12 protein-coding genes are annotated in these 13756 nt (G+C 33.4%); all 12 read right to left on the bottom strand.

The annotated features are described in order from the left end of the window. Positions 1–23: 23 nt before the first annotated feature. Positions 24–647 (bottom strand): uridine kinase, encoded by a 624-nt coding sequence (gene udk, locus FH144_RS04460; protein WP_107508310.1) that lies wholly within the window; start codon positions 645–647, stop codon positions 24–26. After that, positions 647–1915: a peptidase U32 family protein gene (locus tag FH144_RS04465; RefSeq protein WP_242313957.1), complete on the bottom strand. Its 1269-nt coding sequence runs from the start codon at positions 1913–1915 to the stop codon at positions 647–649. The genes udk and FH144_RS04465 overlap by 1 nt, the downstream gene beginning before the upstream one ends. A 14-nt stretch (positions 1916–1929) precedes the next feature. Continuing rightward, a complete protein-coding gene (locus FH144_RS04470) occupies positions 1930–2853 on the bottom strand; it encodes a peptidase U32 family protein (RefSeq protein ID WP_198611517.1) in 924 nt (307 codons plus the stop codon). Between the two features lie 2 nt (positions 2854–2855). After that, the gene (locus FH144_RS04475) at positions 2856–3491 is read right to left on the bottom strand and encodes an O-methyltransferase (protein ID WP_107508307.1); all 636 of its coding nucleotides are present in this window, start codon (positions 3489–3491) and stop codon (positions 2856–2858) included. 425 nt (positions 3492–3916) lie between these two features. Further along, complete coding sequence (locus tag FH144_RS04480) at positions 3917–4225, bottom strand: DUF1292 domain-containing protein (RefSeq protein ID WP_242313959.1); 309 nt, start codon at positions 4223–4225, stop codon at positions 3917–3919. 15 nt (positions 4226–4240) lie between these two features. After that, complete coding sequence (gene ruvX / locus FH144_RS04485; protein ID WP_242313961.1) at positions 4241–4666, bottom strand: Holliday junction resolvase RuvX; 426 nt, start codon at positions 4664–4666, stop codon at positions 4241–4243. 3 nt (positions 4667–4669) lie between these two features. Then, complete coding sequence (locus tag FH144_RS04490; protein ID WP_107508304.1) at positions 4670–4930, bottom strand: IreB family regulatory phosphoprotein; 261 nt, start codon at positions 4928–4930, stop codon at positions 4670–4672. A 66-nt stretch (positions 4931–4996) separates the two neighbouring features. Continuing rightward, on the bottom strand, positions 4997–7627 hold the full coding sequence (gene alaS / locus FH144_RS04495) for an alanine--tRNA ligase (protein ID WP_242313963.1): 2631 nt from the start codon (positions 7625–7627) through the stop codon (positions 4997–4999). Positions 7628–7940: 313 nt separating this feature from the next. Next, positions 7941–10373, bottom strand: coding sequence for an SF1B family DNA helicase RecD2 (gene recD2 / locus FH144_RS04500; RefSeq protein WP_242313965.1), 2433 nt, complete (start codon positions 10371–10373; stop codon positions 7941–7943). 1 nt (position 10374) lies between these two features. Beyond that, positions 10375–11046 carry a tetratricopeptide repeat protein gene (locus FH144_RS04505; RefSeq protein ID WP_242313967.1) on the bottom strand — a complete coding sequence of 224 codons (672 nt, stop codon included), beginning with the start codon at positions 11044–11046 and terminating at the stop codon, positions 10375–10377. 224 nt (positions 11047–11270) lie between these two features. Beyond that, on the bottom strand, positions 11271–12383 hold the full coding sequence (gene mnmA / locus FH144_RS04510; protein ID WP_242313969.1) for a tRNA 2-thiouridine(34) synthase MnmA: 1113 nt from the start codon (positions 12381–12383) through the stop codon (positions 11271–11273). A 2-nt stretch (positions 12384–12385) separates the two neighbouring features. Then, on the bottom strand, positions 12386–13525 hold the full coding sequence (locus FH144_RS04515) for a cysteine desulfurase family protein (RefSeq protein ID WP_242313971.1): 1140 nt from the start codon (positions 13523–13525) through the stop codon (positions 12386–12388). Between the last annotated feature and the right edge of the window lie 231 nt (positions 13526–13756).

The raw sequence follows: 13756 nt of genomic DNA on the forward strand, positions 1-13756 counted from the left end.
AAAACGAATCACTTACGCATGGATTAATGCTTGCTTACAAGCGTTTGAATTTTAGTTGTCATTATATCAATTGCAACCTTATTACTTCCACCTTCTGGAATAATAATATCAGCATATTTTTTTGTTGGTTCAATAAATTGATTATGCATCGGTTTAACAACATTCAAATATTGATTAATAACAGATTCCATTGAACGGCCACGTTCTTTAGTATCACGTACTAGACGTCTTAAAATTCTTAAATCTGCATCAGTATCAACGTATATTTTAACATCCATCATATCACGTAATGTTTTATTTTCTAAAGTAAATATACCTTCTACGATAATAACATCTTTAGGTTCAAATGCAATCGTTTCATCGCTTCTTGTATGGTTTGTAAAATCATAAGTAGGCACTTCAACTGCGTGACCGTTCACTAAGTCACGTAAATTTTCGATTAAAAGATCATTATCAAAGGCGAAAGGATGGTCATAATTTGTTTCTAAACGCTCTTCAAACGTAAGATGTGATTGATCTTTATAATAAAAATCTTGTGCTAATAAAGCAACGCTATGGCCTTCTAAATTCTTCAAAATTTCATTTGTAACTGTGGTTTTACCAGAACCTGAGCCACCAGCAATACCAATTATTGTTGTCTTCGCCATTATCCGATTTCCTTTCTCATCATATTATTAGGATAAATTGGATGTTCAACCTTGATTTGCACAATCTGAAGTGGATGTCGTGCAGCATCTAAACTGTTACCCTCTTCATCATAAATAACATCAACTACTTGCTTAAAGCTGTCAATCTCAGGGCCGAAAAATTCAATCTCTTGTCCAGGTTTAAAGTGGTTTCTTTGCTGAATTGTTGCGATCTTAGTAGATGCATCATAATCTAACACTAAACCACAAAAATCATATGGTGATTTCTTATTTTGTTGCATGCCAAACATTTGCTCTTCGTACCCAGGTGTCCCTTCGAAAAATGCTGGAGCAGTATCTCTATTCGCGCATTTATCTAATTCAATTAACCATTCTGGCTTAATTTTAAAGTTTTCTGGATCCTCAGCGTAGGCGTCAATTACTTTTCTGTAGACAGAAACTACTGTAGCAATATAATGTATAGATTTCATGCGTCCTTCTATTTTTAATGAATCGATACCAATATCCATCATCTGAGGTATAGATTCTATTAATTTTAAATCTTTAGGACTCATTGCGAAAGGAACAACTTCATCGTCTTGATAATATAAATCAAGCTCTCCAACTTTATCGACTGATAACAAATCATAATCCCAACGACAACTTTGGCAACAGCCACCTCTATTTGAATCGCGAGCCGTCATATGATTACTCAATGTACAACGTCCTGAATAAGCAATACACATTGCCCCATGAATAAACGCTTCAATTTCAATATCTACGTTTTCTTTCATTTCTTTCATTTCCATTGCGCCCGTTTCACGTGCTAATACGACACGATCTAAACCTTCCTCTTTCCAATACTCTACGGCTTTATAATTTGATAAAGATTGTTGAGTAGATAAATGGATTTCTAGCTTAGGTGCTACTTGTTTACAAGTTTCTATGATTAGAGGGTCGGCTACTATTATACCCGAAGCTCCAGTAGCTTCTAAGTCACGCAAATAATCTTCTAAGCCATCCACATTCTCATCATGCGCAATAATGTTAGTCGTTACGTAAATTTTCGCGTTATACTTGTTTGCAAATTCAACGCCTTCTTTAATTTCTTCCATAGTAAAATTATCAGCGTTTGATCGTAAACCGTATTCTTGGCCACCTAGAAATACGGCATCAGCCCCGTACTGCACAGCAATTTTCAACTTTTCTAAATTACCAGCAGGCGCCAATAATTCAGGCTTTTTAACTTTATTTTTTGATTTTGAAGTGATTTCAGTTAAAGTTTTCACTTTAGCGCCTCCTTTTAGTAAACTGTTTGTTTGTATAAGAACCCTTCATCAAATGGACGATGCTCAGGTTGAATTTCTTCAATTGGGTCTACTAGCATAAATTTTTCATCTTCGTAAGCTTCTGGATCTTCATTATATAAATCGATAGCTTCTCTATATTGACGAGTTACAACATTAATGTACTCTTCACTTTGTAATACACCATCTATTTTAAAAGAATCAATATTTGCTTGGAACAACGGTTCTAACTCTTCAATAAGACATATATCGTTAGGCGACATAATATGTGTCCCATTGTAGTCTTCAAAGACAGGGTATTTATTTTCTCGTTCTTCATCATATAATAATAGTTCATGTTCACTGTTATCACGCTGAATCTTCATTTGTCTATCTTGGAAGGTGTAATAATTTCCTAATAACAGTCTTTTAGATTGGAACATACATGTCATTCCATGAACTTGCACTTCAATTTCCACATTTGCTTTTTCTTTAATACTAATAATTTCATCCAAGTTCAATTCGCGAGCTAAAACTGCTCTTTTCGCACCTTTTTTGCCCCAATAATTACACTGAAAATAGTTTGTTACTATAGTTTCAGCATCCCAATTTAATGGAATTGGATTTTCTTGGTTTTTAACATACATGACTACGGCAGGATCACCGAAAATGATGCGGTCCACTTCTAACTCATGTAAGTAATTAATATAATCTTCTAATGCATTTAAATGATAATTATGAAAAATTCCATTCACCGCTACATAAACTTTTTTATCATTTTCATGAGCTAAGGCAACAGCTCTTTTAATATCATCACGTTTAAATTCTCCAGCTAATCTCAACCCAAATTTCTGTTCGCCAATAACAAACGCATCTGCGCCGATATCTATAAGTGTTTCCATATGAGCTAAAGACTTAGGAGTAACAAGTAGTTCAGTCATCATTATTCTCCTTTGATAGAAATGGCTAGTCCATCATCCATATTTAAAAAATTAGTTTGATAATTTTCCTGTTCCATAAGCCAAGTGTTGAACTTTTGTACTTTTTTTACCATTTGTTTTACATTGCGAGAACGAACAATCTCTATGTCAGAGACAAATCCGTGATAAAGTACATTATCTGTAATGACTAGGCCTCCCTTTCTTAAAAAAGGGGTAAAGTGTTCAAAAAACTTTTTAGATTGAGCCTTTGCAGCATCAATAAATATTATATCGTATGTTCTGTTATTAACCTTTTCTAATTGCTCAAAAGCATCGCCTTCTAATAAGGTAATTTGGTTATCATAACCATATTTTTTAAAATTAAGCTTTGCTTGGTTAATCATATTATCATCACGTTCGATTGTAGTAACATTAATGGTTGGTGAGATTGAAGCAAACTGCATAGAACTGTAGCCTATTGCTGTTCCAATCTCTAGAATATTGGTAGGTTTATGAATTCTGATTAATTGCTTAATCATTTCTAGTGATAATCTATCTACTATTGGAACTGCATTTTCTTCGGCATATGCTCTTAATTCTTCAATATTATTGTCAGTTTCTCTATGTATCTCAAGTAAATATTTTTGATTTGCTTCCATTTTTTTACTTCCTTTTAAAATGTAAAATGACATTAAAAAATAAACCAGTTCATTAAGCCTGATTTATCTTCACGTATTAAGGTGGAGACATGCGTCTACTTTGTGCCAAAATATATCGATTTGTAACACGAAAATTATTTATGACTCTCCTTATTTAATGACTAATCTGTATTCTTAATTATTTATACATGTACTTATAAAAATTTACTTAAAGTATTTTACCATAGTTTCACCTTAAATTTAAGTGAGATTAAATAAATTAAGCTAAATTGTCAACCCCTATTCTATTGTTTATACAATTCATCCACACTTAGCTAACTTCATACTTTATCTTGTAATGTTATCGCTTTTTATGAAATTTAAAATGAAACGATAAAGCAGCCTGAAACATTAAGTGTTCCAGACTGCTTGAAATAGTTATTTAACTATTCTTCCATGTTTGTATTGACAACTTCTTCAATCATATCCCATTCTTCGTCAGTTTCGATTGGGACTAATTTACCACCATCACCTGATTCGTCAGGTTCATTAATCATTGGAATAAGTTCAATCATATCGTCATCATCTGATTGAGCGCCTTCTTCTGCTAAAATAACATATTCCTTTTTAAATTCTGGATGGTAAAACTCTAACATTTTACGGTATAACACTTCATTGTCATTTTCATCGAATAAAGTTAATAATTCTTCTTCGTTACTAATATTTAAATATACATCATGGTTATGTTCAGTCATAATTTAAATCTCCTTTTAGATAGAATCTAAATAGCCTTGAAGTATAAAAACTGCAGCCATTTTATCAATTACTTTCTTTCTTTTTTGTCTAGAAACATCTGCTTCTAATAATGAGCGTTCAGCAGCCATAGTACTCAAGCGTTCATCCCACATTACAATTTCTATATGTGGTAATGCTTGTTGAAGTAGCTCTTTATAGTGTAACGAAGCTTCTCCACGAAATCCAACAGAATTATTCATATTTTTCGGTAAGCCGATAACTACTGTGCCTACATTGTTTTCTTTAATAATCGTTACAAGCTTATCAATACCGAATTCATTATTTTCCTCATCAATTCTCAGAGTGTCTAGTCCTTGGGCTGTCCAACCCATTAAATCACTTATAGCTATGCCAACCGTTTTACTACCAACATCTAAACCTAAAATTTTATGTGTCAGCATAAGCTATTTCTTGTTCTCTTTTAAGTAGTTTGAAACAAGTTCTTCCATAATAACGTCGCGATCGATATGACGAATTTGATTGCGTGCATCGTTCTGACGTGGAATATAGGCAGGGTCGCCTGATAACAGATAACCAACTATTTGGTTGACTGCATTATATCCGCGTTCTTCTAAAGTTCGATGTACATTATTTAATACTGATTCGACATTTTCTTTTGGAATTTCTTCATAATCAAACTTCATAGTTTTATCAATATTATCCATAGCTGCGACACTCCTCTAAAACGAATTATCTTACATATACTGATTTTACACTAGTTGATTATAAAGTTATAGTTTTTTAATATAATCTTTAATAAAGCGTAATGATTCTGAGATATTTTCAGGTTCAGTTCCGCCACCCTGAGCCATATCAGGACGGCCGCCACCTTTACCACCTACGATTGGTGCCATATTTTTAATGATATCTCCAGCTTTAATGTGCTCAGTTAATGTTTTAGGTACTGATGCAATAAGTGATACTTTACCACCGACATCACTAGCTAAAATAATAATAGCATCTTGTTGTTTAGATTTAAAATCATCCATCACTTGTCTAATTTCTTTAGGGTTAGAAACTTCTACTTCTGTAGCAAGTACTTTAAAGTCATTGATAACTTCAATTTGTTCTTCAATATTTCCCATTTTAAGTGAAGTGATTTCTTTGTTACGTTGTTCTAATTGTTTGTGGAGTGCTTTTTCGTCTTCTTGAAGTTGGACAACTTTATCGTATACTTGGTTATCTGATTTAACTTTAACTTGTTCTTTAATTGAATTAAATTTAGTTTGAATATCTTCAAGATGTAGGAACGCAGCTTTACCAGTTAATGCTTCAATACGTCTTACCCCTGCACCGGTACCAGACTCACTGATAATTTTAAAGAGACCAATTTCAGCAGTGTTATCTACATGAATACCGCCACACAACTCTATTGAAAATGGTGCCATATTAACTACGCGTACAATATCGCCATATTTTTCACCGAATAATGCCATAGCTCCTAGTTGTTTAGCTTCGTCAATTGGCATTTCTTGGATGTGTACAGAAATACCTCTCCAAATTTCTTCGTTAACACGTCGTTCTACTTGATCTACTTCTTCTTGAGTCATTGGTCCAAAATGAGAGAAGTCAAATCTTAGACGTTCACTTTCAACTAATGAGCCTGCTTGATTGACATGTTCTCCAAGAACTTCTTTTAGTGCAGCATGTAGTAAATGAGTAGCACTGTGATTTTTTTGAATATCTTTACGCTCATCTCTATTGACGCTTGCGTCCACTTCACTATTCACTTTCACTTGTCCAAATTGTACAACACCTTGATGTAAGTTTTGACCATTAGGCGCTTTAGTTACTTCTTGAACTTCAATTTCAAAGTTCTCGTTGCCAACAATACCTTTATCCGCTACTTGACCACCGCTCATAGCATAGAAAGGCGTCTCTTTAAGAATAAAGTAAACAGTTTCGCCAGCATCAATTGTATCAACAGCTTCACCGTTATAAATCAAATCAGTTAATGTTGTTTGATAATCAGTTGTGTCATATCCTACGAATGTGCTTTCAGTATTAATATTTTTAAGGACTTCGCTTTGAATTTGCATAGATTGAGAACTTTGACGAGCTTCTCTTGCTCTATTACGTTGTTGTTGCATTTCAAATTCAAACGTAGCCATATCAACAGTGATGTCTTCTTGACTAGCGAGTTCCTCAGTTAATTCAATTGGGAAACCATATGTGTCATATAATTTGAATGCATCTGAACCATTGATTTCATTATTACTCTCTTTAGCTTTAGCTATTAAATTATTTAAAATTGTTAAACCTTCTTGAAGTGTTTCATGGAAACGTTCTTCTTCAGATTTAATAACACGTTTAATAAAATCAGCTTTTTCTTTAACGTTAGGATAATAAGGTTCCATTATGTCTGCTACAATATCAACTAATTTATACATAAACGGTTCGTTAATATCGAGTGTTTGACTAAATCTCACAGCTCGACGTAATAATCTGCGGAGTACATATCCACGCCCTTCATTTGCTGGTAACGCTCCATCAGAAATCGCGAATGCGATTGTTCTAATATGGTCTGCAATGACTTTGAATGCTACGTCATGTTCATCAACTTTTAGATAAGTTTTACCTGAAACATGTTCAACTTCATGAATAATTGGCATGAATAAGTCTGTTTCATAATTGGTACGGACATTTTGCGCAATTGATGTCATACGTTCTAGGCCCATGCCGGTATCAATATTTTTATTTGGAAGTGGTGTATACGTATTATCTTTATTATGGTTGAATTCACTAAATACTAAATTCCATACTTCCAAGTATCTCTCATTTTCTCCACCTGGATACATTTCTTCTGCTGGATCTTCTTGGCCATAGTCTGTACCACGATCATAGAAGATTTCTGTATTTGGTCCAGAAGGTCCTTCGCCAATATCCCAGAAGTTACCTTCAATTCTAATGATACGACTTTCTTCTAAACCAATTTCTTCGTTCCAAATACGATAAGCTTCAGTATCTTCAGGATGGATTGTTACATATAATTTTTCAGGTTCCATACCCATCCATTTATCACTTGTTAAGAATTCCCATGCAAAATGGATAGCTTCTTTCTTGAAATAATCACCGATTGAGAAGTTACCTAACATTTCAAAAAATGTATGGTGTCGTGCAGTAAATCCAACATTTTCGATATCATTTGTTCTAATTGCTTTTTGTGAGTTTACTATTCTAGGTTTTCTAGGTGTTTCACGACCATCAAAATATTTTTTTAATGTAGCAACTCCTGAATTAATCCATAGTAATGAATCATCATCAATAGGTACAAGTGGCGCTGATGGCTCAATCATGTGTCCTTTTTCTACAAAGAAATCAATATATTTTTGACGAATTTCACTTGCTTTTAAATTTTTCATTTTCATTCACTCCTAAGTTATTATTATCTAACCTTAAACAAAAATAAAGAACGTTCATCCTATAAAGGGACGAACGTTCTCGCGGTACCACCCTAGTTATAAGAGTTCATGCTACATTTAAATATCTTGTTATCAAACATCAAATTTAAATGCTATCCTCTTATCACTTAATTACTATATTCAAATAACATGAAGTAGCGTTCAACAATTTACATTGTACTTCACACCAACCAGTACATCTCTAAAATAGTAAATATTGTCTACTCGTCTTCATGCGAATTTAAATTTATTTTAAGTATTTTCTTACTAAATGTCAACGTTCAACGAAATCATACGGGGATACATCTCCCATATTTATCATTGGATCAATTCGGTAAATAGTTGTTTCATTTAAAACTATATTATCTTTGTTAGGGGTTTCTTCTTCAATTGCTTTTTCATTAGAACTATCGACACTTTGTTCAATAGATAATTCTTCTTGTTTTGACTCACTTTTAAAGTAGGCCAATATGAGCTCACGTAATTGTGTATGACGTTCTTGACCTTGCGTATTCAACCCTATTTCAAATGCTTTTGGGTCACCTAATAAAACTAGGGATTGTTTAGCTCGAGTGAGTCCCGTATAAAGGATAGGACGTTGAAGCATACGAAAATACTGTTTAACAATAGGCATAATGACTATAGGAAATTCTGAACCTTGAGATTTATGAATAGATGTACAATAGGCGTGGGTTAACTCTAATAAATCTTGACGTGTAAAGGTAATTTCATTGCCTTCAAAGTCAACCACAATAACATCTTTGTTGAGTGCATTTTCCTTTGCCCAAAAAATACCAACAATAACACCTATATCTCCATTAAATATATTATCATTAGGACGATTAACTAGTTGTAGTACTTTATCGCCCTTACGGAATTTTATATCGCCAAATTCAATTTCTCTCGTATCTTCTTCTTTAGGATTTAAAATCTTTTGCAGAACTTGATTAAGTCGCTTAATACCTGCACTACCTTTATACATAGGTGCTAAAACTTGGATATCACTCATATCATAGCCTTTGTTTACAGCACTAGAGACGACCTTTTCAACAATAGTAGGAATTTGATCTACCGAACAGTTAATAAAACTTCTATCATGATAACGTTGAGTAATATCAATAGTTTCACCGTGCTTCATGCGATGAGCTAAGTCGATAATACTTGAACCATCTTGTTGACGATAAACTTCAGTAAGATTAACTCTAGGTAACACTTGAGAATCAATCAAATCTTTAAATATCTGTCCTGGTCCTACAGAAGGCAGCTGATCTTCATCTCCTACAAGGATAATCTGAGCATCCAAAGGTACAGCACTTAAGAATTGATGAAATAACCATGTATCCACCATCGACATCTCATCAATAATAATAAGTTTAGCTTTAATTTCATTATCTAAAATATCATCGGGTTGTGTTTCCTGATTCCAGCCAATTAGACGATGAATCGTCATAGCCTCTAAACCTGTGGATTCTTGTAATCGTTTAGATGCGCGTCCTGTTGGGGCAGCCAAGACCACAGGATAGTCATCATCTTGATAATCAGAATAATCTAAAGATAAACCGTGTATTTCCGCATATAATTCCACTATACCTTTAATAACTGTTGTTTTACCTGTACCAGGCCCACCAGTTAATAACATAATCTTAGAATTGATTGCGGTTTGTAAGGCTTCTTTTTGAGAAGGCGCGTAAGAAACATTGTTGGCTTCTTCAATACTCCCAATATGGATTTGTAAGTCGGACTGTTCAATTTGTTTGAGTTTGTTTTTATAGGTTTTTATACGATATAAGTTCTGAACGCTTTTTAATTCTGAATAATAGAGACTAGGTATAGCGACGCGTTCATTATCATATATCAGTTTATTCTCTTCTGATAATAGTTGTATCACGTCTTCAAGTTGTGACAATTCAACAATTTCTTCTACCTGCTCATCACTTAACATATCTTTAGTGACTTCAATGATATGATTATAAGATAAGTATGTATGTCCTTTCTTGATACATTCTTCTTCTAATGTATATAAAAGACCAGCTTTTAAGCGTTCCGTATCGTTAAATTTCACTCCACTATTTCGAGCTAAATTATCAGCTTTTTGAAAACCAATACCCTTAACATCATATACGAGTTGATATGGATTTTGTTCTAATATATGTAAGGTTTCAGATTGATAAAACTGATAAATTGCCATCGAAAGTTTTGGCCCAAATCCTAAATCATGCAATCTAATCATAATCTTTTCTGATTCTTGATTGGCACTCACTTGCTCTGCTATTTGCTTTTGCTTTTTCTTAGATAGACCAGGCACTTTTGCTAATACTGATGCATCGTTTAATATATCATTGATGGAATTTTCACCGATTGCATTTACAATATTTTGTGCCGTTTTCTTACCTATTCCTTTAAAAAGATCACTCGATAAATAGCTAACAATGGCATCTTTTGTTTGTGGTAATTCTTTTTCAAATGTATCGGCCTTAAGTTGTTTACCGTAACGTGGATGTTCAACGAGTTGTCCTTTAAACGTATAAACATCGCCCTCTACTATATTGGGAAAAAACCCTACCACTGTTGGTAAGTTATCAAATGATTCATTTGTTTCAATAGTATCTACTTTAAGAACAGTATAAAAGTTATCATTATTTTGAAATAATATCGCATCTACCGTTCCTTTAATCATTGAATAATCAAAAAGTGTAGGGTTTGACATATTAAGACTCCTCGTTTTTTAATGCTTCAAATGTTGCTTTAGCATGCTGACTTAATAGATGGCCTGAATCTATTTCGATTGCCTTATCAAAATAAGCAATAGCTGAATCTATATCTTCTGATTGCATATAAGTTGCTAAACCAAGATTATATAGTGCATCTACGTGTTTAGGATCTATAGCTAATACAACGTTTAATTGTTTGATGGCTTGTTCAAACATTTCTAAATGACAAAGAACTAAGCCATACTGAAATTGAACTTCGGCATCTGATGATTGATCTTGTTCAGCTGCCGTCATTAAAAATGGCAATGCTTCTTTAGGTGCATCTAATTGATTAAATGACATTCCAATCATATAGTTAGTATCTACTTGATCCATTTCATATTTGGATGCATTTTGATACAGTTTAATTGCTTCTCGATAGCGACCTTGATCATAATATAAGTTAGCTAAATTATAATAAACTGCACCATTTTTGTCATCTATCGTAAGTGCGCGTTGGAAAAAACGTTCAGCTTTTTCAATTTCCCCTGCATCTGCTAAAACAATACCAGCATTAATATAGTTTTCAATTGTGTCTGGATCATTTTCGATATTATCAAATAATGCTTTAAGTGCTTTTTCAAGTTCTCCATCTTTAATCCATTGATAAATTGTCTCTTGTTCGGTCATGCTACTATCCTTCCTTTCTTATTAGGATTTATCATTAGTAAAAAAAGGAGTGGAACAGAAATCTAATATAATTCAAAAGATTTCGTTGTTCCACCCTTGCTAAGTTGATTAGAAATGAAGAAAGAGAGACTCTTACACAATGCTTCTTTATTTCTAGTCAACTACTGTCAAAACTAAAGTTAAGCTATTTTTTAATTAAATGTTCCATTCTCACATTGAACTAATTAAACAACATAACTTAATTGTCCAGATGTTTTAAATACATCATCAATAGTGGCACCGCCTAAGCAAACTTCACCATCGTAAAATACGACTGCTTGTCCTGGGGTGATAGCGCGTACGGGTTCATCAAATGTTACACGGATTGAGTTATCATTTTCACGTTGTACGAATACTTTAGTATCTTTTTGACGATATCTAAATTTAGCAGTACAAGAGAAGCCTTCTTCCAAATCAACTGGATTTACAAAACTAAAGTCTGAGGCAATAAGATAATCACTGTATAAAGCATCATGATGGAATCCTTGTTCGACATATAAAATATTGTCTTGTAGATTTTTTCCTACTACGAACCAAGGGTCTCCATCGCCGCCAATGCCTAATCCATGGCGTTGGCCTATTGTGTAATACATTAAACCACTATGCGTTCCCATTTTTTTACCTTCAAGCGTTCTCATATCTCCAGATTGAGCTGGTAAATATTGAGATAAAAATGTTTTGAAATTACGTTCACCTATAAAACAAATTCCTGTAGAATCTTTCTTTTTAGCAGTCGCTAAATCTTGCTCTTCGGCAATTTTACGTACTTCTTTCTTCTCAATATCACCGATTGGGAACATTACTTTTGACAATTGTTCTTGAGATAATTGATTTAAGAAATAGGTTTGATCCTTATTATTATCTACACCACGTAACATTTCTACATGACCATCTTCATGACGACGAATTCTAGCGTAATGTCCTGTAGCAACATAGTCAGCACCTAATTTAAGTGCATGTTCTAAGAATGCTTTAAATTTAATTTCTTTATTACACATTACGTCTGGGTTAGGCGTACGCCCTTTTTTATACTCATCTAAGAAATAGGTAAATACTTTATCCCAGTATTCTTGTTCAAAGTTGACGGCGTAATATGGTATACCGATTTGGTTACATACAGCGATTACATCATTATAATCTTCAGTAGCCGTACACACGCCGTTTTCATCAGTGTCATCCCAATTCTTCATGAAGATACCTATAACGTCGTATCCTTGTTCTTTTAATATGTGTGCCGTTACTGAGCTATCTACGCCACCAGACATACCAACAACAACGCGTATATCTTTATTAGACAAATTTATTCCTCCTTAAATTTATGATATATTTTATGAATTTCGGCTACGATATATTTTATTTCATGTTCTGTAGTTTGTTCATTAAAACTAAAGCGAACAGAATGTTTGGCACGTTCTTCGTCTTCATACATAGCAGCTAAAACATGAGATGGAGTGGTTGAACCAGCAGTACAAGCTGATCCTGATGAAACATAAATATTAGATAAATCTAGTAACGTTAACATTGTTTCAACATCGATAAATGGAAAATATAAATTGAGTATATGACCAGTGGTTTCAACCATTGAGCCATTGACTTCAAATGGAATCGCACGTTCTTGTAAACTAACTATGAATAATTCTTTTAATTGCATTAAGTGAATATTGTTAGCATCTCTTTGTTCATCGGCAAGTGTTAATGCTTTAGTCAAACCAACGATTTGAGCTAAGTTTTCCGTTCCTGCTCGACGTTTAGTTTCTTGTTCTCCACCCAATTGAGAATATTCAATAGGTGTTTGCTCTTTAACTAACAGAACACCTACTCCTTTAGGGCCACCAAATTTATGTGCAGTAAGACTCATCGTATCTATTTTAAAATCTTCGAACTTCACATCTAAATGACCAATCGCTTGTACAGCATCAACATGTAATAATGCGTTTGAATCAGCCACAATATCTTCAATATCGTACATTGGTTCAACTGTTCCAATTTCATTATTAACAAACATAATTGAAACTAAAATCGTATCGTCAGTTAATACCTCTTTAAGTTGGTCTAAATCGACTTTACCTGTATCATCTACATCTAGATAAGTAACGTCATATCCTTCTTTTTCCAGTTGTTCAAATACGTGCAATACTGAATGATGCTCAATTTTAGTTGTAATGATATGGTTTCCAAGATGTTCGTTTGCATAGACTAAGCCTTTGATTGCTGTATTATTTGATTCCGTAGCGCCACTCGTAAAGATTACTTCACTAGGCTTGGCTCCTAATAAATTAGCTACATTTCTTCTTGATTCATCTAAATAGCGACGTGCGTCTCGTCCAATTGAATGAATTGATGATGGATTACCATAATGTGATTGATATATTGTCATCATCGATTCTACAACTTCAGGTTTAACCGGTGTAGTAGCAGCATAATCTGCATATACTTCCATTCTCTAGTACACTCCTCATATTTTTATCAATGTTCCTATAATAGCACCTGACTAATATTTTTTCTACATTGGTGTTTATAAACTACCTATTTCATACTTATATTATATTTTAACACTTACACCTCTATTTAATTAACACCTTTTATATATTTACTTTTGAAAATAATAGCAAAAATCCATTTGAGCAATTTAATAACTGTTCATATTATATCTTGTTACACTAGGCAGTAG

Source organism: Staphylococcus sp. acrmy (assembly GCF_022690565.1).
Taxonomy (GTDB): Bacteria; Bacillota; Bacilli; order Staphylococcales; family Staphylococcaceae; genus Staphylococcus; species Staphylococcus caledonicus.

What these genes read in the sequence shown, in the direction of transcription:
- FH144_RS04490 (WP_107508304.1), bottom strand. Translation starts at nt 4,930, where the DNA reads ATGGATAATATTGATAAAACTATGAAGTTTGATTATGAAGAAATTCCA.
- ruvX (WP_242313961.1), bottom strand. Translation starts at nt 4,666, where the DNA reads ATGCTGACACATAAAATTTTAGGTTTAGATGTTGGTAGTAAAACGGTT.
- FH144_RS04475 (WP_107508307.1), bottom strand. Translation starts at nt 3,491, where the DNA reads ATGGAAGCAAATCAAAAATATTTACTTGAGATACATAGAGAAACTGAC.
- alaS (WP_242313963.1), bottom strand. Translation starts at nt 7,627, where the DNA reads ATGAAAAATTTAAAAGCAAGTGAAATTCGTCAAAAATATATTGATTTC.
- udk (WP_107508310.1), bottom strand. Translation starts at nt 647, where the DNA reads ATGGCGAAGACAACAATAATTGGTATTGCTGGTGGCTCAGGTTCTGGT.
- FH144_RS04480 (WP_242313959.1), bottom strand. Translation starts at nt 4,225, where the DNA reads ATGACTGAACATAACCATGATGTATATTTAAATATTAGTAACGAAGAA.
- recD2 (WP_242313965.1), bottom strand. Translation starts at nt 10,373, where the DNA reads ATGTCAAACCCTACACTTTTTGATTATTCAATGATTAAAGGAACGGTA.
- FH144_RS04515 (WP_242313971.1), bottom strand. Translation starts at nt 13,525, where the DNA reads ATGGAAGTATATGCAGATTATGCTGCTACTACACCGGTTAAACCTGAA.
- FH144_RS04505 (WP_242313967.1), bottom strand. Translation starts at nt 11,046, where the DNA reads ATGACCGAACAAGAGACAATTTATCAATGGATTAAAGATGGAGAACTT.
- FH144_RS04470 (WP_198611517.1), bottom strand. Translation starts at nt 2,853, where the DNA reads ATGACTGAACTACTTGTTACTCCTAAGTCTTTAGCTCATATGGAAACA.